Source organism: Rhizobium sp. UGM030330-04 (genome assembly GCF_003208455.1).
GTDB classification, from domain to species: Bacteria; Pseudomonadota; Alphaproteobacteria; order Rhizobiales; family Rhizobiaceae; genus Agrobacterium; species Agrobacterium rhizogenes_A.
In genome coordinates this window covers 542,505-560,575 of the sequence record NZ_QKML01000001.1, presented here as the reverse complement: position 1 = coordinate 560,575, position 18,071 = coordinate 542,505, and the positions used below count along the sequence as shown (strand labels likewise).

Below are 18,071 nucleotides of genomic sequence, written 5' to 3'. Positions count from 1 at the left end.
ATTAGTTTTCGTCTGCTTCGTTTTCGTCGTTCTGGTTTGCGGCGGCGGCCTTTGCCGCCTTGTCTGCCCGCAGCGCATCACGAATAAGATCGTCCGTCAGAATGAGCTTCGCATCGGAAAGCGCGCTGAACGGAATGATGACTGTCGGTTCCTCGCCATAGGCGATCTGATCGCGTTCCAGCTTGAAGCCGTCCGCATCGACCTCGACGATCTTGCCGCGAAACCGCTTGCGGTTCTCGACCAGAATGGAGGTTTCGACCTTCACCAGATGGCCCTGCCAGCGGGTGAAATCCGATTTGCGAACCATCGGCCGGTCGATGCCGGGCGAGGAAACTTCGAGATGATACGCTTTATCGACCGGATCTTCCACATCAAGAACCGGTGAAATCGCCATTGAGACGGCTTCGCAGTCCTCGACGGTCATTGTGCCGTCTTCACGCTCGGCCATCACCTGAAGCGTCATGCCGTTCTGGTTGGAGAGCCGCACGCGCACCAGAAGATATCCCATGCCCGTCAGAACAGGCTCGATGATCTCGGCAATGCGCTGGTCGATGCCCGTTTCGGTTATCAGTCGCGGTTCTTGTGCGGTGTCTGCCATCTGGCCTTCCGGTCTTTGATGTTCATCGGGCTTTTTGCCCGTGGTTTCCGGTTCGCCTAACGAAAAAGAGCGGAGCCTCGCGGCCCCACTCTTCATCAAGCGATCAAGAATTTCAGGGGTCATATAGACCCATCGGGGCAGGATTGCAAGGTTTTCGCGGGTAGCCACGCTTCAGTGGCAGCCCCGGCCATATTTTCACCCACACCGTGTCGGAAAGGCTGGCATGATTTCCGGCACTGTCTATAGTTGCCGTTTGACAAATCGCAGTTGCATAAGTGGACAGAGCGTGCCTGACCGTAAATCGCCACTCGCGCCTTTAAGGCATTTGACTTACAGACGAATCTGGTTTGCGAGCCTTGCCTCGAATTTCGGTGGACTGATCCAGGCGGTGGGCGCTGCCTGGATGATGACTTCGCTTTCCAGTTCGGAAAACATGATCGCGCTGGTGCAGGCTTCCACCTCGCTGCCAATCATGCTGTTCTCGCTGATTTCAGGCGCGCTGGCCGATAGTTTCGACCGCCGGCGCATCATGATTTCGGCGCAGCTGCTGATGCTGACGGCCTCCGTGCTGCTGACCGTCTTTGCCTGGTCCGGCTGGCTCACGCCCTGGCTTCTGCTGTTCTTCACCTTCATGATCGGTTGCGGCACGGCGCTCAACAATCCGTCCTGGCAGGCCTCGGTCGGCGAGATGGTGCCGCGCGAGGATCTGCCCGCCGCCGTGACGCTCAACAGCGTCGGCTTCAACATCACCCGCAGCGTCGGCCCGGCGATCGGCGGCATCATCGTCGCTGCGGCCGGTGCCGCCGCCGCGTTTTTCGTCAATGCGCTCAGCTATTTCACCCTCATCTACGCCCTGTTTCGCTGGCAGCCGCCCAAATATGCCTCGACCCTGCCGCGTGAGCAGCTTCTGGCCGCCATTTCGGCCGGCATGCGTTATGTGGCGATGTCGCCCAATATCGGCAAGGTGCTGGTGCGCGGCTTTCTCTTCGGCCTTTCCGCCAGTGCCATCCTTGCCTTGATGCCCATTGTCGCCCGCGATCTGGTCGAAGGCGGCCCGCTCACCTATGGCGTCATGCTGGGTGCTTTCGGCGTCGGCGCCATTGGCGGCGCGCTGGTCAGTGCGAGATTGCGTGAGGTCCTGTCCAGTGAATGGATCGTTCGCGTCGCCTTTTTAGGCTTTGCCTTCAGTTCCGGCGTGACGGCATTGAGCACGAGCGCGATCATCACCTCACTCGTCCTGACCGTTGCCGGCGCCTGCTGGGTTCTCGCGCTTTCCCTGTTCAACACCATCGTCCAGCTTTCCACACCGCGCTGGGTGGTCGGCCGGGCGCTGTCGCTCTACCAGACGCTGACCTTTGGCGGCATTGCCGTCGGCAGCTGGCTGTGGGGCGAGCTGGCGGAAGATTACGGCATTTCCTATTCGCTACTCTGTTCATGTGCGCTGATGCTGCTCGGCGTTGTCGTCGGCCTCAAGCTCGCCATGCCGGCTTTCGCCTCGCTCAATCTCGATCCGCTCAACCGCTTTGTGGAGCCGCCGCTGAGGCTGGATATCAAGCCGCGCAGCGGTCCGATCGCCATTCTCATCGATTACGAAATCCATGACGAGGACCTCGGCGAATTCCTGCCGCTGATGGCCGAGCGCCGCCGCATCAGACTGAGAGATGGCGCGCGCAACTGGAACCTGATGCGCGATCTCGAAAATCCTGACATCTGGACGGAAAGCTACCATGTGCCGACATGGGTGGAATATGTCCGCCACAACCACCGCCGCACCCAGGCGGATGCGGAGGCCTGGGACCGGCTGCTCGAACTCCACCGCGGCAAGACGCGGCCGCGGGTGCATCGGATGATCGAGCGGCAAACCATCCCGCCGACCGATGATATCTTCCACAAGCCCCATACCGACCAGCATTGAGGGGCTGGGGGTCAGGAGAGTGGTGACACATTTGTCAGGCACTGCCGGTCATTCTCGGGCCCGTCCCGAGTATCCAATCACGTATCGTAAAATCAATCGGTTGCAGATGCTCGGGACAGGCCCGAGCATGACGGAAGAGAACTTAGCGCTTCGCCGCCAACCTGCTACTTCAGCTTCGCTTTCAGCGTAGCGTCTGGAAAACACGTCGGTGCAAGGCCGTTTTTCGCCTGCCAGTCGCCAAGCGACCGGCGCGTCTTGAAGCCTGCCAGCCCATCCGCCTTGCCGACATCGTATCCCTTGGCAACCAGCGCTTTCTGCATGGCCAGAACATCGGATCGCAGCATCGATCCGACATTGCCCCATTCGGCCTTGAATGGTCCTGCCCCATGGGCGATGCGGTCGGCGAGATTGCCGATGAAGAGCGCATAGAGATCGGAATTATTGTATTCCTTGATGACGTAGAAATTCGGCGTCACCACGAATTCCGGCCCGTGCCGCCCGGCCGGCACCAGCATCATGCCGTCGGCGGTAAGGTCATTGGCCGGAAAGGCTTTGTCCGTAATGCGAGTAATGCCCATCTTTGCCCAGTCGGCCACCGGCCGGGCAAGATCAGGGCCTTCCTGCGCGCAGGAGACATTGGCGGGGATAGAGACTTCGAAACCCCAGTCGCGGTTTCGCTGCCAGCCGCGCTGAGAAAGATAGTTTGCTATGGATGCCAGCGCATCCGGTACGGAATTCCAGATATCGCGGTGGCCGTCGCCATCGAAATCGACCGCATATTTCAGATAGCTTGACGGCATGAATTGTGGCTGCCCGAGCGCGCCGGCCCAGGAGCCCATCATGCGTGAGGCTGCGATATCACCGCTTTCAACGATCTTCAGCGCGTCGATCAACTCGGCGCGGAACATTTGCCTGCGGGTCGACATATAGGCCTTCGTCGCCAGCACATCGACTACGGAATGCGGCAGTTTCGCCCGGCCGAAACCGGATTCTCGGCCCCATATTGCAACGACGATATTGCCGGGCACGCCGTATTTCGCCTCGATCCTGCGAAGCGTTGCCGCATGTGTCGCCGCAAGCGACCGGCCGGTGCCGGCAAGCCCCTGCAATCGCTTCTCGGAGAAATAGGCACCCGGCGAGGAGAATTCCGCCTGGCTCTGGCTCTGTTCCTTTGGCGGCTTTTGGCCGGGAATGACGAGATCTGGCAGCTTCCAGTTGATCGAAAGACCGCTGAGTGCGGCTTCGAGCGTCTTTTGCGAAATACCGGCCTTGCGGGCCTCGGGCCAGATTTCCTTTTTCAGCCAGGCATTAAAATCGGCGTTGTATCGGGCTGCCGCCGCTCCGGTCGGCACCGACTGCGCAAAAGCCGTCGTTGCTGGAAGAACGGAAAGAAGGGCAGCCAGTGCCTTAGAGGCAAATCGGTTTCGCATTCGGTCTCCTCTTTGAATGACGGGGAGGGCGGGAGGCTTCAGATCGTCGTGCGCGCCCGAAGCGCCGCCGTCAATGTGCCCTCGTCGAGATAGTCAAGTTCGCCGCCCACCGGCACGCCGTGCGCCAGACGCGTGATCTTGATGCCGAGGTCGGAGAGGCGGTCGGTGATATAGTGAGCGGTCGCCTGTCCCTCCACCGTCGCATTGACGGCGATGATAAGCTCACGGATGCCACCGGCGCTGACGCGGTCGATCAGCCCCTTGATGTTCAGATCCTCCGGCCCGACGCCGTCGAGTGGTGACAGCGTGCCGCCCAGAACGTGATAGGCGGTATTCATCGCGCCCGCCCGTTCCAGTGCCCAGAAATCCGAAACATCTTCCACCACGATGATGACCGACTGGTCGCGCCGGTCATCGGCGCAGACGGTGCAGGGGTCGATGGTATCGACATTGCCGCAGCAGGAGCAGATCTTCACCTTGTCATAGGCCTCGCCCATGGCATGGCCCAGCGGCCCGAGAAGCTGTTCCTTCTTCTTGATGAGATGCAATGCCGCCCGCCGCGCCGAGCGGGGGCCGAGCCCTGGCACTTTTGCCAGAAGCTGGATCAGTTTTTCAATTTCGGGACCGGTGACTCGTTTTGCCATGGGGGCTTTCTACTGCATAAATCGGGAAACGGGAATCATGAAGCGCGAAGGGCAGTTCATGAAAATACAGGCGGTATGCCTGGGCGAGGCAAAAAAACTGCCGGGAAAGACGGTGAAGACGGGTATCTTCAAACACGCCGTGCGAGGGCCGGTCATGGTGGATGCAGAAGGCATTGTCAGCGATGCCGTGTGCAACCGCAAACATCACGGCGGGCCGGATCAGGCGATTTACGCCATGGGCTCCGCCGATCTCGATTTCTGGTCCCGCACCCTTGGTTTTGCGGTCGAACCCGGATTTTTCGGCGAAAACCTTGTTCTGGCGGGTGTCGACAGCGCAAAACTCCATGTGGGTGACAGGTTCTCGGCCAGCGAAGTCGTACTGGAGGTAACCGCCGCCCGCATTCCCTGCGCCACTCTGTCGGCCCGCATCGGCGATCCCGATTTTGCACTGCGCTTCCGGCAGGCGGGCCAGCCGGGTTTTTATTGTCGGGTGTTGAAGGGCGGAATGCTCACCGCCGGGGAGGAGATCGCCTTTAAGCCCCATCGGGGAACGAAACTGCCAATACCGGTCATTCTGCAGCGCTTCAGGCCCATGCAACTTAACGCGGCGGAGCGCTTGGCCTATCTCGAAACGCCGCTTGCAAGCCGGTTTCGTGCCATGCTGGAAGCCTGAGAGCCAGCTTCAAGCGGGGGATGGCGAAAGCCAGGGCATCTCGCCATCGGTTTCAGGCAGCCGATCAGAATGGCAGCTTCATGCCGGGTGGCAGCGGCAGACCGGCGGTCAGGCCCGCCATCTTTTCCTGTGCCTGCGCTTCGCCCTTGTCCTTGGCGTCCTTGTGGGCAGCCACGATCAGGTCCTCGAGGATTTCCACTTCGTCTTCCTTGAACAGCGAAGGATCGATTTTCAGGCCGCGCATTTCGCCCTTGCCGTTGAGGATGACGGTCACCAGACCGCCGCCGGCCCTGCCTTCGACTTCAAGGGCGGCGATTTCTTCCTGCACCTTCTCCATCTTGGACTGCATTTCCTTGACCTTGCCCATCATGCCCATGATGTCGCGCATGTGCCAATCTCCTGTTCTTTTTGTTTAAAATTCGATGTCGTCGCCGGGAAGGATGTCGCCTTCGCTCGATTCGGCAACCGATGGCGGCGCGATGTCTTCGGCCTCATCCTGCACGGCGGCGCGGATGCGCACGTCGGTGATTTTCGCGCCGGGAAACTGCGCCAGAATGGCGGCAACGTCAGGGTCCTGACGCGCATCGACAAGGCGGGCATCCCGTGCGTTGCCTTCGGCTTCCACAAGGGTCGGCTCGCCCTGTTCCTTGCTGAGGCTGATGATCCAGTGGATACCGGTCCATTCCTTCAACTTCACGCCAAGTTCGCCGGGCAGAGAGCCGGGGGCGCCTTCGCCGAGGCGCATATCAAGCCGGCCGGGTTCCAGCCGCACCAGCCGCACGAAATTGCGGACCTTCGCCCGCATGACGGGGTCACGGTTTTTCTGGCAGAGATCGGCAATGTCCTGCAGGGAATTGACGGGAACCTTCGGTTCCGGCCGCTCTTCGGTTTTCGGTTGGGCGACCTGCATCTCCTGCGGGCGGCTGTCCGGGACGGCGCGCAGCACGGCGGAGGTTTGCGGTGCTGTCTGGCGCTGGGCCGGAAGATCGACAGGTCTTCCCGCGGCCACGGTCTGTCCTGACGAATAGGCGCGCGCACCACCGCCATTGCCGCCGCCTGAAGGCCCGCCATTGGCGTAACCGCCGTCACCGTTCGAAAGCTCCAGCAGGCGCCGCGCGGCATCTTCAGGTGCTGGCAGATTGGCGGCGTGCGAAAGCCGGATCAGCACCATTTCAGCGGCACCGGCGGGCCGCGAGGCATTTTCCGTTTCCGGAATGCCCTTCAGCAGCATCTGCCAGATGCGCGACAGCGCGGTTACCGCAATCGTCTCGGCAAATTCCGCGCCACGCACGCGCTCGATCTCGGAAAGCGAGGGGTCTTCCGCCGCGTCGGGCACATATTTCATGCGGGTGACGAGATGGGTGAAATCGGCGAGGTCGTTCAGCACCACAACAGGGTTCGCGCCGGCCTCATATTGCCCGTTGAATTCCGAAAGGGCGGCCGCGACATCACCTTTGACGACATGCTGGAAGAGATCGACGATGCGCGCCCGGTCGGCAAGGCCGAGCATGCCGCGCACCGCTTCGGCCTCCACCCGGCCGCCGCCATGGGCAATCGCCTGATCGAGAAGGGAAAGCCCGTCACGGGCAGAGCCTTCGGCCGCACGCGCAATCATCGACAGTGCCTGCGGATCGGCGTCAAACCCCTCCTTACCGGCAATGGCGGTGAACAGGCCGACAAGATCGGCGGCGCTGATGCGGCGCAGGTCGAAACGCTGGCACCGCGACAGAACGGTGATCGGAACCTTGCGGATTTCGGTGGTCGCGAAGATGAATTTCACATGTTCCGGCGGCTCTTCAAGGGTTTTCAGAAGACCGTTGAAGGCCTGCGTCGACAGCATGTGCACTTCGTCGATGATATAGACCTTGTAGCGTGCCGAAACCGGGCGATAGCGCACCTGCTCGATGATCTCGCGAATATCGTCGATGCCGGTATGCGAGGCGGCGTCCATCTCGATCACGTCGACATGCCGGCCTTCCATGATCGCCTGGCAATGTTCGCCGGGAATGCGCAGGTCGATGGTCGGCTTGTCGATGGTGTCGGTCTTATAATTCAGCGCGCGGGCGAGAATGCGGGCCGTGGTCGTCTTGCCCACGCCGCGAACGCCGGTCAGCATATAGGCCTGTGCGATGCGCCCGGTCTCGAAAGCGTTGGTCAGCGTGCGGACCATCGGCTCCTGGCCGACCATCAGGTCGGAAAAATCCTTGGGGCGATACTTGCGCGCCAGTACCCGGTAGCCGGTCCCGACCTGGGATTCGCTTGATGTGGTGGGTACAGTATCGCTCATTGCCTCGCCAGTTTGTTTTGCCAGTCTGTCTTGGGGCGCTGAACTGGCCCGGCGAAAGCTGAGCACGTCTTTTAAAAAGGTGGGAGGCTGGCACGGCGACCCGTGCCGGGCTCGTTAGGGCTGCTTCCTTCCGGACCTGACCCGGTTGGCGAGTGGCTCGTCCACCACCAACCTCCCGGGGCCACATATCGGCAATATCGACAGCAAATGCAAGCCAAGCCTTCAAAAAACTGCTATCACGATGAAAACAAACATGGAGGACACCTTGGAGACATTCCGGCTGGACGACAGGCTGACGCGCGACAGCGTGCTGGTGACGCGTTTGGGACTATGTGAATTGCGTTTGCAAAATGACAGCCGGTGGCCCTGGCTGGTGCTGGTGCCGCAGCGAGACGATGTGAGCGAATTGTTCGATCTTACCCCGCTCGATCAGGCAATGCTGACATTCGAGACCAATCTCGTTGCCGCCGCGCTGAAGGAAATCACGGGGGCTACCAAGATCAATGTCGGCGCGCTGGGCAATATCGTCCGGCAGCTTCACGTCCACATTATCGCCCGCAACAAAGGCGACACCTGCTGGCCTGGCCCTATCTGGGGTCACGGTACGGCAGTGCCTTATGAGGCCGGCGAAAGGGAAAATTTGATGAAAAAAATCTCCGGCGCGCTCTGATGATTTCCATGACAATTTTTGAAACCACCGCCCCCCATCCCGAAGCAAGCCTGCTGACAGCCTTTTCCAAGAACGCCCTCGACCGTTTTGCCGAAAAGCGGACGGAAGAGTGTGTTGCCGATGCGCTGAAAGTCGACGGCACCCATATTTTTGCTTTCTCGGGTAACCGACTTGTCCTGAAGCACGACGATCAGGTCATCGATCCCCTGTTTTCGGCCTATGAGCTGGCTGAACTGCAGCCAGATTTCGACAATGCCGTCCTGCTCGGATATCGCGAAACCGGCGAGCCGAGAATTGCGGTGCCGGTTGCCGTGGCCGAGGATCAGCTGGCGAGCCATTACAAGCTGGCCGATGCCCGCACGCTTTATCGCGACCATCTTCTCGACGAGGAATTGTTGAGCGAGGTTGCGCAGGCCGTCAGCCTCACCCACTGGAATGCCGACAATTGCTTTTGTGGAAAGTGCGGCGGCACCATGGAACTGCGCATCGGCGGCTACAAGCGTATCTGTGCCGCCTGCAACCACACCATTTTTCCCCGCACCGATCCCGTCGTCATCATGATGACGATCGATATCGAGCGTGATCTTTGCCTGCTTGGCCGCGGTGCCCATTTCGCGCCGGGCATGTATTCGTGCCTTGCCGGCTTCGTCGAGCCGGGTGAAACGATCGAGCAGGCTGTCCGCCGCGAAACGCACGAGGAATCCGGCGTTGAAATCGGCCGCGTGCGTTATCATGCGTCGCAGCCCTGGCCGATGCCGCATACGCTGATGATCGGCTGTTATGCCGAGGCACTGTCTTTCGATATTGCCCGCGATGAGATCGAACTGGAGGATTGCCGCTGGTTCACACGGGCGGACGTCGCCAAAATGCTGGAGACGGCGACGGGCGAAGGCTTTTCCGCGCCTCCAGGTGGGGCCATTGCGCATCGGCTGATGCGCGATTGGGTGGAATGGACGAAATAGTCGTGCTCGGCAGGCTCAGCTCTGGTTGAGCTTGCCACGCATCGCGTGGCCTTTGTAGACGCCGAGAATGCGGACTTTTTCCGAGAAGAAGCGCAACTCATCCAGCGCATGCCTTACCGGCTCGTCATCCGGGTGGCCTTCGATATCGGCATAAAATTGCGTTGCCACGAATTTTCCGCCGAGCTGGTAGCTTTCCAGTTTCGTCATGTTGATGCCGTTGGTCGCAAAACCGCCCATGGCCTTGTAGAGCGCGGCCGGAATATTGCGAACGTTGAAGACGAAGGTGGTGACGACGATTTCGTCGCTCGACTGACGCTTGGCCCAGTTTTCCTCGCGGGAAAGCACCACGAATCGCGTGACGTTGTTTTCCGAATCCTCGACATTTTCAGCGAGAATATCGAGACCGTAGAGGTTGGCGGCAAGGCGCGGCGCAAGGGCCGCCATGCTGCGATCACCCTTCTCGGAAACCAGCCTCGCCGACCCTGCCGTATCACCGGCGATCACAGGCTTCCAGCCGTTCGAGCGGATGATCTTGCGGCACTGGCCGAGCGCATGGATATGGCTGTGGACGGTGCGGATCTCGTCTTTTTTCACACCCGGCATCACCATCAGCTGGAAACGGATCGGCATGAAATATTCGCCGATGATGTGCAGGCGCGATTCCGGCAGCAAATGATGAATATCGGCGACGCGGCCGGCGAGCGTATTCTCGATTGGGATCATGCCGAGATCGGCTTCGCCGTTTTCAATGGCGTTGAAGGCGTCCTCGAAAGTGGGGCATGGCAGAGGCTCCATATCCGGGAACATGTCGCGGCAGGCCATGTCGGAATTCGCGCCGAATTCGCCCTGAAAGGCAATGCGATTTGTGCTCAAGGTCATGGGTGTGTCCGTCAGAAGGTTCTGCTTGCAAGAATTTTGCGGGCTTTTTCCAGATCGTGCGGTGTGTCGACGCCGAGCGGCACGGAGCGGACGATTTCTGCATCGATACGCATGCCCGCTTCCAGCGCGCGCAACTGTTCCAGTCGCTCGCGCATTTCCAGCGGCGAGGGGGGCAGGCTCACGAATGTCTCAAGCGCCGCGCGGCGATAGGTGTAAAGACCGATGTGATGATAGAGCGGCCCATCGCCATAAGGAGCCGTGGTGCGAGTGAAATAAAGCGCCCGTAACCGTGTTTCGGAAAGAGGGCTGCCGACGATTTTCACCACGTTCGGATTGGTTTTTTCTTCCTCGTCGATAATTTCCACCGTCAGCGTGGCAATATCGACGGCGGAATTTTCCAGCGGGCGCAACGATGCACGGATCGTCTCTGCCTCAATGGTCGGAAGATCGCCCTGCACGTTGATGATATATTCGGCCTTGCCATAGGGGTCGGCTTTTTGCAGCGCCTCGAAAATGCGGTCCGAGCCGGACTGGTGGTCGTTCCGCGTCATCATAACCTCGAAACCGGCATTTTGAACGGCAGAAAAAACCTGTTCGTCATCGACCGCTACGACGATCCGCTCCGCCCCGGCCTCACGTGCCCGCAGTGCCACCTGCACGATCATCGGCTTGCCGCCAATATCCGCAAGCGGTTTGCCCGGCAGGCGCGTGGACGCCATCCGGGCCGGTATGAGGACCACAGCTTTCTCGAAATCCCGATTCTTCATCCGACACCCTTCAAATCCCGCCCGAAAAGTGTCAAAACGTCACGGAGTGGGGACCATTATTCAAGTTGCGCAGGCTGTGCAAAAGCCATAGCTTTCGAGTAATTTCAAGATGCCCGGTTATATGGAGCGGATGCGAGGGAGCGCATATAGATGAATTCTTATGTAAATATGGGCGTTGGGGCGTTGCTGGGTACGGTTTTTGTCCTGATGTCGGTGTCAATTGCGTCTGAGGGCATTTTCCATGCGCCCGCGCCTGAAAAGGAAGGTTACGCCATTGCTGCTGCAGAAAGCGGCGGCGAAGCAGCCGGCGGAGAAGCCGCTGCCGCGGCGACGCCGATCGCGCAATTGCTTGCGAGCGCCGATGCCGCCAAGGGCGAGACGGTCTTCAAGAAGTGTACGAGCTGTCATACCGGAGAGAGTGGTGGTGCAAACAAGGTCGGCCCCAATCTCTTCGATATCGTCAACCGGCCGATCGCCAGCCACGAAGGTTTCAGCTATTCCGCAGGCATGAAGGATTTCTCCAAGGGCGGTTCCGTTCATTGGGATTACGATCATCTCAGCTACTTCCTCGAAGCTCCCAAGAAACACGTTCCCGGAACGGCCATGGGCTTTGCGGGTGTGAAGAAGGAAACGGAAAGAGCCGATCTGATCGCTTATCTGCGCACGCTGTCGGCAAACCCGGCACCGCTGCCGGATCCCGCCGCTGCTCCCGCGCCGACGAACTGACGCAAATGATGATTTCATAAAAAAGCCCGGCAGCGATGCCGGGCTTTTTATTCTGATGACGGATTTATTTTGAAAATTCAGAAGCCCTTGCCACCGCGCAATTCGGAAATCACCGTTCCGACCATGATCTTGACATCCAGCCAGACTGAAAAATTGTCGACATAATAAAGATCGGAGACGATACGCGCCCGCGCCTTGTCGCTGCGATCCGTCGGGCCGCGAAGGCCCCGCATTTGCGCAAGGCCAGTGATACCCGGCCGCATCCGGTGTCGCATGTGATACTGGGGAACCAGTTCTTCATAGAGGCGGCCGGCCGCCAGCATGCCGATGGCGTGGCAGCGCGGACCCACCAGCGACATATCGCCCTTCAATACATTGATGAGCTGCGGCAATTCATCGATGTTCGTGCGGCGGAGAACGGCGCCGATGCGGGTTATCCGCGGATCGTTCTTCACCGTTTGCGCCACCCCGGTGGCGTCGCCCAGTTCCGCCCGCATCGAGCGAAATTTATAGACGCGGATTTTTCTCCCGTTCATGCCCCAGCGGACCTGCGAGAACAGGACCGGACCCCTGCTGTCAAGCTTGACCAGCAGCGCGACGGTCATCAACACGGGAGCGAGTGCGACAAGGGCGATGGACGCCCCTGCAATATCCATCGTTCTCTTGAGCGCGAACTGGCCGCGTAAAAACGCCGATGGGTTTTTTTCCGAAATGGAGGTCTGTATTTCCGCCGTTTCAAATGTGGCGGCGGCAGGATAGGGAGCGCCGTAAAAAACGGCATGCGATGAGCTTTTAGTACCCAGCATAATATGGAACCCTGAAAAGTTATTTTGAAACAAGAAAATTAATTTATATGAACAATTAATAATTCATTTACCCTAAAAAGTCACCCGAAATGTAGCCGCCTCCGTGCAAATGGCAATCTAGGGTTAATGGGCGCGCACGCATATGTTGCGTGCTTTGCACCGTCTCCGCTCATGGCTGCGGATGCGAAGAAGAAAGCCTTCGGAAAAGCGGATTTTTGCGGGAAGGCGAGCGGGTCGCTGCCATCTTGCCATTCGTGATGAAATCCGCCGGCCTTTACCCGATGCCGGTCAATTCCCCATCAGAATGTCAAGCAGCGTCGTCTGTTTGGGCCCTGATGGTCCGGGCTCCTGGCCGCCTATATCGGCCGGTGGCACGGGGCCATTGCCGGCCTGATAGCCGGGTTCGATATCGCGGGAGGGAATGTTTGCCGGCGGCATGGCCATGCCCGGCTGGTTCGGTGAAACCGGAGCGTCGGGATAGGCGCGGGTGTCCGCCGTTCCGCCACCCAGCGCATTGGAGATGATGTCGCCTATGGACGAGGGGGCGGGTTCCGGTGCCGGTTGCTGCATTTCGCCGAGCGGCGGTACGCCGCCTGCGCCGAGACCGAAGAGCGGCGAAGGCGAAAGCCCGGAATGGGCGGCGGTCATGAAATCCTTCCAGGCCCTTGCCGGAAGCCCACCGCCGGTAACCTTTTTCATCGAGGTTCCGTCGTCATTGCCGAACCAGACGCCCGTGGTCAGATTGCTTGTGTAGCCGACAAAGAGCGCGTCGCGGAAGGACTGGGTCGTGCCGGATTTTCCGGCGGCCTGCCAGCCTTGCAGGCGCGCGGCCTTGCCTGTGCCTTCGGTGATGACGCGCGACAACATGCCATTCATGGTCGCAGCAATCTCTTCACTCAGCACACGCGGCGGATTGTCGTATTTGTTTTCGTAAAGCACCTTGCCTTCGGCATCGGTGATGCGCTTGACGATATGCGGCGTTGCCTTGTAGCCGCCATTCATGAAGGGAGCATAGGAGGCGGTCAGTTCCATCAGCGACACTTCCGAGGTGCCGAGCGCGATGGAGGCATTGTTCTGCAGCTCCGATTCTATGCCCATGCGATGCGCCACCTGCGTCACCCGCTCGGGCCCGACTTCCATCACCAGCTGCGCGGCAATCGTGTTCAGCGAATTGGCGAGCGCGGTGGCAAGCGTCACCTCGCCGCGGAATTTCTTCTCGTAATTTTCCGGGGTCCAGTTGCCGATGCGCACCGGCGCATCGTTGCGGATGGTGTAGGGGGTCATCCCTGATTCGAGTGCGGCTACATAAACGAAGGGTTTGAATGCCGAACCGGGCTGACGTTTCGCCTTGGCTGCGCGGTTGAACTGGCTTTCGGCATAGTCAGCACCGCCCACCACGGCCCGGATCGCGCCGGTGCCATCAATGGATACCAGCGCCGCCTGCGATGCGCCCTGCTTCTTGCCGTCACCCTGCAGCACATGGGTAAGCGCCTTTTCGGCATCGCGCTCGAGATTGGGGTCGATGGTCGTGTCGACAACGATGTCCTGCTTGACGTCGCCGACCAGACTGCGGACTTCCTCCAGCACCATATCGGCGGCGTAGTGTTCGGCGCCGGACCAGAAACGTTTCGCCTTGGTCGGTGGTTGCGACATGGCGGTCTTGATCTCGTCATCGGTGATGAAACCGACATCGCGCATGGATTGCAGCACGACCTGCGCCCGCTCTTCCGCCGCCTGCGGATCGCGCGCGGGTGAAAGGCGCGATGGCGCCTTGAGAAGCCCGGCAAGCATCGCCGCTTCGCCCAGATTGACGTCGCGTGCGGATTTGTTGAAGTAGCGTCGGGAAGCGGCCTCGACGCCATAGGCGTTGGACCCGAAATAGACGCGATTGAGATACATCGCGAGAATCTGGTCCTTGGTGAATTCATGCTCCAGCCAGAAGGACAAAAGCACTTCCTGCACCTTGCGTTCCAGCGTCCTGTCGGGTGAGAGGAACAGGTTTTTCGCCAGCTGCTGCGTCAGCGTCGAGCCGCCCTGCACGGTTCGCCCCGTCAGCACATTCGTCACGATTGCACGGCCGAGACCCAGCGGATCGACGCCGAAATGTGAATAAAACCGCCGGTCCTCGATCGCCATGACGGCTTGCGGAATATAAGGCGACATGTCTTCCAGCGCGAGCGCTTCGCCGCCGGTGGTACCGCGATTGGCAAGCACGCTGCCATTGACCGAAACGATCTTCACATTCGGCGGACGTTCGGGAATGGACCAGCTGCTGGCGCTCGGCATGCGCGCGCCGTAATAAAGGACAAGGCCGGCAACGCCGATGCCGCCCCAGATGCCGAGGACGATGCACCAGTAGACAAGGGAGCGGATGAAGCCCGTCGCGCCGCGGCCGGAGGAATTGCGGGTCCGCTTTTCTTTTTTCTGCGGTTTGGCGCGGCCGGTGGCAGCCTTCGGTTTCCTGACGGGCTGCTTTGTCGTCCCGCTGATGCGCTCGCTGGCATCCAGGCGCAGGTCATCACCGGATTCGTGGAAATCCCCGAAGGAAGGTTCTACCCGTTCGCGTGATTTGCCCTTGCCTGCCATTCAGCTGAAGTCGCTCCTATTCGCGAAACCGCACATGCCCGCGTGAGTTTCAGGCTTCTATGCCTGCGCGATCCTTAATCCAGGATGAAGAGTTTAAATGCGGCAATTTAAGGCGGGGTTAAGCCCTTGCCGGATCAAATCGGCGTCATTGGCAGACGTCGACCCATTGCGCACCCGTCAATTCAGCCATCACATCGGGGGCGATCCGTACTGCCGCATTGGTGGCGCCGGCCGCCGGAACCACCTCCTGATAATTTTTCAGAGATATGTCGCAAAACACCGGCAGGGGCGAGGGCAGGCCGAAAGGGCACACGCCACCAACGGGGTGGCTGGTCACGGAAACCACCTCTTCCGGTCCGAGCATGCGTGGCTTGGCCCCGAAATGATCGCGGAATTTCCGGTTGTCGAGCCGCTTGGTGCCGGCGGCGACAACGAGAAGAATGGTGTCGCCTGCCTTCAGGCAGATCGTTTTGGCGATCTGGTCGGGCTCGACGCCGTGCGCTTCGGCGGCCAGTGCCACCGTTGCGGAACTGGCTTCCGTTTCGATAACGGATACTTCCGGTGACTTCTCGGAGAAAAAGGCTCTGACGGATTCAATGGACATGCGTATTTATTAGGCGGTAAGCGACGCCTCTTCAAGACGTCACGAAACAGCTATGCATTATTCGCAATGCTGCGCTGCGATAGAATGTCTGTTTTTTAAGCGGCCATCCTGTATGTTCAAACCATCGAAGCGACGCACTCCTCCTCCCAGCGTCGCCCGATTGGACTGACAATACTCCTCCTCCCAATTGTCAGTCAGTTTCAAGAACCCGGCGCACCTCCTCCCGCGCCGGGTTTTTGCTGTTTAAGGCCCTGTTTCCAAGGGCTTTGGGGCGGCGGCAGCTCACAAAAATTGCCGCGTTTTTCAAAGAAACTTGACTTTTCGCCCTTGCCAACCTAGGTGTTCGCCCATCGATATTTGTTTGACGACCAGAGCTTCGGTACCTTTTCGGGTGCACACGACGATCTTTCCTTCAAATTCGACAAGAGACCGCACTGCTCGCAGTGCAAATACAATTGCCAACGGAAGGAAATCGTTATGGCGACTGGTACAGTAAAGTGGTTCAACGCAACCAAGGGCTACGGCTTCATTCAGCCTGACGACGGTTCGCAGGACGTATTCGTTCACATCTCCGCTGTTGAGCGCGCAGGTCTGACCGCCCTCAACGACGGCCAGAAGCTCTCCTACGAGCTGATGCAGGATCGTCGCTCGGGCAAGATGTCCGCAGGCAACCTCGTTGCTGCCTGATAAGCGCTTTGGCCTGTAAGGGTCATTCGCATGAATGGAAAGGCCGGATTTATCCGGCCTTTTTCTTTTGAAAGGCGGCCCTGAGCGGGCAGGCCTTGAAAAGGCGGGGTCGCATACCGATATAGGGTTCAACAGTGTTTCGGATGAAAACTGTCAGGCGGGCATTTTGAAAGTGCCGCTGTTGTCGCGTTAACCAAAGATTAACCGAAGCAGCCGATCCTGATCGTGAAAGCAGTGTCCACACGATGGATGCGCTCTGGAACATCAGACCGTTGAACGCTTTGACCACGGATGTACTGGCACTGACGAAAAACGGATGGAAAGGTCGGGCTTGCCCGGCCTTTTTGTTTTTGGTGGCCGAAAAACGAAAAAGGGAGGAGGAATCGGGTCACCGACGCCTCCTCTCCTTCTTCGTTATTTTGCCGCGAGGGCATCCAGAATCCGGACCCAGGAGCGAATGCCCTTATGGAAGGACTGGAGATCGTATTTTTCATTCGGCGAATGAATACGGTCGTCGGTCAGGCCGAAGCCGACAAGCAGCGAATCCATGCCCAGCATCTTCTGGAAATCGCCGACGATCGGGATCGAGCCGCCCATGCCGATGACGACGGCAGGTTTCGGCCATTCTTCCGAAAGCGCGTTTTTGGCCTTGGTCAGCACGGGCGAGTCGTAGGATAACTGGATGGCCGGTGAACCGCCATGTTCGTGGAACTCAACGGAGCAATCGGCGGGAATCTTCGAGCGCACATAGGCCCGGAAGCTCTCGCGGATGGCCGCAGGATCCTGCTCGCCGACGAGACGGAAGGATACCTTGGCGGAGGCCTTTGCGGCGATCACGGTTTTGAAACCGTCGCCGGTATAGCCGCCGATAATGCCGTTGACTTCCGCCGTAGGACGCGCCCAGGTCTGCTCCAGCACGGAACGGCCCTTTTCGCCCGAGGGAACCGAAAGGCCGACTTCACCGAGAAAGGCCTCGGCCGTGCGTCCCAGTGTCTCCCAGGAGGCCTTGATGTTAGCCGGGGTTTCTTCCACGCCGTCATAGAAGCCGGCAAGCGTGACCCGTCCAGTCTCGTCATGCAGTCCGGCGAGAATATCGGTCAGGATATGGATGGGGTTTGCCGCTGCCCCACCGAACAGACCGGAGTGCAGGTCGCGGTCGGCTGCGGTGATGACGATTTCTTCGCCGACCAGGCCGCGAAGGGCTGCGGCAATGGCGGGTGTATCCCGGTCCCACATGCCGGTATCGCACACCAGCGCATAATCGGCCTTCAGCTCATCCGCATTGGCTTCGAGGAAAGGCTTCAGCGAGGGCGAGCCGGATTCCTCTTCGCCTTCAAAGAGAATGGTGACACGCACCGGCAGGCCGCCATTGACAGCCTTGTAGGCCCGGCAGGCCTCGACGAAGGTCATGAGCTGGCCTTTGTCGTCCGCCGTTCCGCGTCCGGTGATTACCTGACGGCCGGCAACGATATCCTTGACGGCGGGCTCGAACGGATCGTTTTCCCAGAGATCGAGGGGGTCGACCGGCTGCACGTCATAATGACCGTAAAAAAGCACATGCGGCGCATCTTTGCTGGCCGCATCGTGATGCGCCACCACCATCGGGTGGCCGGCCGTATCGCGAACGGAAGCCGTAAAACCGAGTGCGGAAAGCGTTCTGACCAGCCATTCCGCCGCCTTGCGGCATTCCGCCTTGTAGGCGGGGTCCGTGGAAATCGACGGAATGCGCACGAGTTCGAACAGCCGCTCGAGGCTGGAGGTGAGATTGCCGTCGGCCGTGGAAAGAATAGGGGAAACGTCTGTCATCGCTGATCCTGTCATGTCTGTCGTGACCCGG

General features: G+C 59.5%; 17 protein-coding genes and 1 other RNA gene. 6 read left to right on the top strand and 12 right to left on the bottom strand.

Annotated features, from left to right (window positions below; translation table 11 throughout):
- Nucleotide 1: 1 nt before the first annotated feature.
- The gene (rimP, locus tag N434_RS02810; RefSeq protein ID WP_110755994.1) at nt 2-598 is read right to left on the bottom strand and encodes a ribosome maturation factor RimP; all 597 of its coding nucleotides are present in this window, start codon (nt 596-598) and stop codon (nt 2-4) included.
- Nucleotides 599-884: 286 nt separating this feature from the next.
- On the opposite strand from rimP, the gene N434_RS02805 reads away from it, so the two are divergent.
- Nucleotides 885-2,513, top strand: coding sequence for an MFS transporter (locus tag N434_RS02805; RefSeq protein WP_110755873.1), 1,629 nt, complete (start codon nt 885-887; stop codon nt 2,511-2,513).
- Between the two features lie 164 nt (nt 2,514-2,677).
- On the opposite strand, the gene N434_RS02800 is transcribed toward N434_RS02805, so the two are convergent.
- Together N434_RS02800 and recR are read right to left on the bottom strand one after the other, a co-directional pair.
- Complete coding sequence (locus N434_RS02800; RefSeq protein ID WP_110755871.1) at nt 2,678-3,943, bottom strand: lytic murein transglycosylase; 1,266 nt, start codon at nt 3,941-3,943, stop codon at nt 2,678-2,680.
- Nucleotides 3,944-3,981: 38 nt separating this feature from the next.
- Complete coding sequence (gene recR / locus N434_RS02795; protein WP_110755869.1) at nt 3,982-4,587, bottom strand: recombination mediator RecR; 606 nt, start codon at nt 4,585-4,587, stop codon at nt 3,982-3,984.
- A 37-nt stretch (nt 4,588-4,624) separates the two neighbouring features.
- On the opposite strand from recR, the gene N434_RS02790 reads away from it, so the two are divergent.
- Nucleotides 4,625-5,260 carry an MOSC domain-containing protein gene (locus tag N434_RS02790; protein ID WP_181423851.1) on the top strand — a complete coding sequence of 212 codons (636 nt, stop codon included), beginning with the start codon at nt 4,625-4,627 and terminating at the stop codon, nt 5,258-5,260.
- Between the two features lie 64 nt (nt 5,261-5,324).
- Here the strand turns inward: N434_RS02790 and N434_RS02785 are convergent, their stop codons facing one another.
- The 3 genes from N434_RS02785 to ffs all read right to left on the bottom strand — a co-directional run bounded on the left by N434_RS02785 (nt 5,325) and on the right by ffs (nt 7,723).
- Nucleotides 5,325-5,648: a YbaB/EbfC family nucleoid-associated protein gene (locus N434_RS02785; protein ID WP_110755867.1), complete on the bottom strand. Its 324-nt coding sequence runs from the start codon at nt 5,646-5,648 to the stop codon at nt 5,325-5,327.
- Nucleotides 5,649-5,672: 24 nt separating this feature from the next.
- On the bottom strand, nt 5,673-7,547 hold the full coding sequence (locus tag N434_RS02780) for a DNA polymerase III subunit gamma/tau (RefSeq protein WP_110755866.1): 1,875 nt from the start codon (nt 7,545-7,547) through the stop codon (nt 5,673-5,675).
- Between the two features lie 79 nt (nt 7,548-7,626).
- Nucleotides 7,627-7,723: signal recognition particle sRNA small type (ffs, locus tag N434_RS02775), an RNA gene on the bottom strand.
- A gap of 65 nt (nt 7,724-7,788) precedes the next feature.
- On the opposite strand from ffs, the gene N434_RS02770 reads away from it, so the two are divergent.
- Both N434_RS02770 and nudC read left to right on the top strand, forming a co-directional pair.
- Nucleotides 7,789-8,217, top strand: a complete 429-nt coding sequence (locus N434_RS02770; protein ID WP_181423850.1) for an HIT domain-containing protein — start codon at nt 7,789-7,791, stop codon at nt 8,215-8,217.
- On the top strand, nt 8,217-9,179 hold the full coding sequence (nudC, locus tag N434_RS02765; protein ID WP_110755864.1) for an NAD(+) diphosphatase: 963 nt from the start codon (nt 8,217-8,219) through the stop codon (nt 9,177-9,179). The genes N434_RS02770 and nudC overlap by 1 nt, the downstream gene beginning before the upstream one ends.
- A 15-nt stretch (nt 9,180-9,194) precedes the next feature.
- On the opposite strand, the gene N434_RS02760 is transcribed toward nudC, so the two are convergent.
- Nucleotides 9,195-10,058 (bottom strand): prephenate dehydratase, encoded by an 864-nt coding sequence (locus N434_RS02760; protein WP_065114504.1) that lies wholly within the window; start codon nt 10,056-10,058, stop codon nt 9,195-9,197.
- An 11-nt stretch (nt 10,059-10,069) separates the two neighbouring features.
- On the bottom strand, nt 10,070-10,825 hold the full coding sequence (locus N434_RS02755) for a 3-deoxy-manno-octulosonate cytidylyltransferase (RefSeq protein WP_065114505.1): 756 nt from the start codon (nt 10,823-10,825) through the stop codon (nt 10,070-10,072).
- Between the two features lie 150 nt (nt 10,826-10,975).
- On the opposite strand from N434_RS02755, the gene N434_RS02750 reads away from it, so the two are divergent.
- A complete protein-coding gene (locus tag N434_RS02750; RefSeq protein ID WP_065114506.1) occupies nt 10,976-11,551 on the top strand; it encodes a c-type cytochrome in 576 nt (191 codons plus the stop codon).
- A gap of 77 nt (nt 11,552-11,628) precedes the next feature.
- Here N434_RS02750 and N434_RS02745 read toward each other — a convergent pair whose 3' ends face one another.
- From N434_RS02745 to N434_RS02735, 3 genes are all read right to left on the bottom strand, one after another.
- Nucleotides 11,629-12,357, bottom strand: a complete 729-nt coding sequence (locus N434_RS02745; RefSeq protein WP_110755862.1) for a sugar transferase — start codon at nt 12,355-12,357, stop codon at nt 11,629-11,631.
- Nucleotides 12,358-12,645: 288 nt separating this feature from the next.
- The gene (locus tag N434_RS02740) at nt 12,646-14,943 is read right to left on the bottom strand and encodes a transglycosylase domain-containing protein (protein WP_110755860.1); all 2,298 of its coding nucleotides are present in this window, start codon (nt 14,941-14,943) and stop codon (nt 12,646-12,648) included.
- 145 nt (nt 14,944-15,088) lie between these two features.
- Nucleotides 15,089-15,547, bottom strand: coding sequence for a YbaK/EbsC family protein (locus tag N434_RS02735; RefSeq protein ID WP_065114509.1), 459 nt, complete (start codon nt 15,545-15,547; stop codon nt 15,089-15,091).
- Nucleotides 15,548-16,024: 477 nt separating this feature from the next.
- Between N434_RS02735 and N434_RS02725 the strand changes: the two genes are divergently transcribed.
- Nucleotides 16,025-16,234, top strand: a complete 210-nt coding sequence (locus N434_RS02725; RefSeq protein ID WP_003492998.1) for a cold-shock protein — start codon at nt 16,025-16,027, stop codon at nt 16,232-16,234.
- Nucleotides 16,235-16,648: 414 nt separating this feature from the next.
- Here the strand turns inward: N434_RS02725 and N434_RS02715 are convergent, their stop codons facing one another.
- The gene (locus tag N434_RS02715; protein WP_110755857.1) at nt 16,649-18,040 is read right to left on the bottom strand and encodes a dipeptidase; all 1,392 of its coding nucleotides are present in this window, start codon (nt 18,038-18,040) and stop codon (nt 16,649-16,651) included.
- Nucleotides 18,041-18,071: the final 31 nt, after the last annotated feature.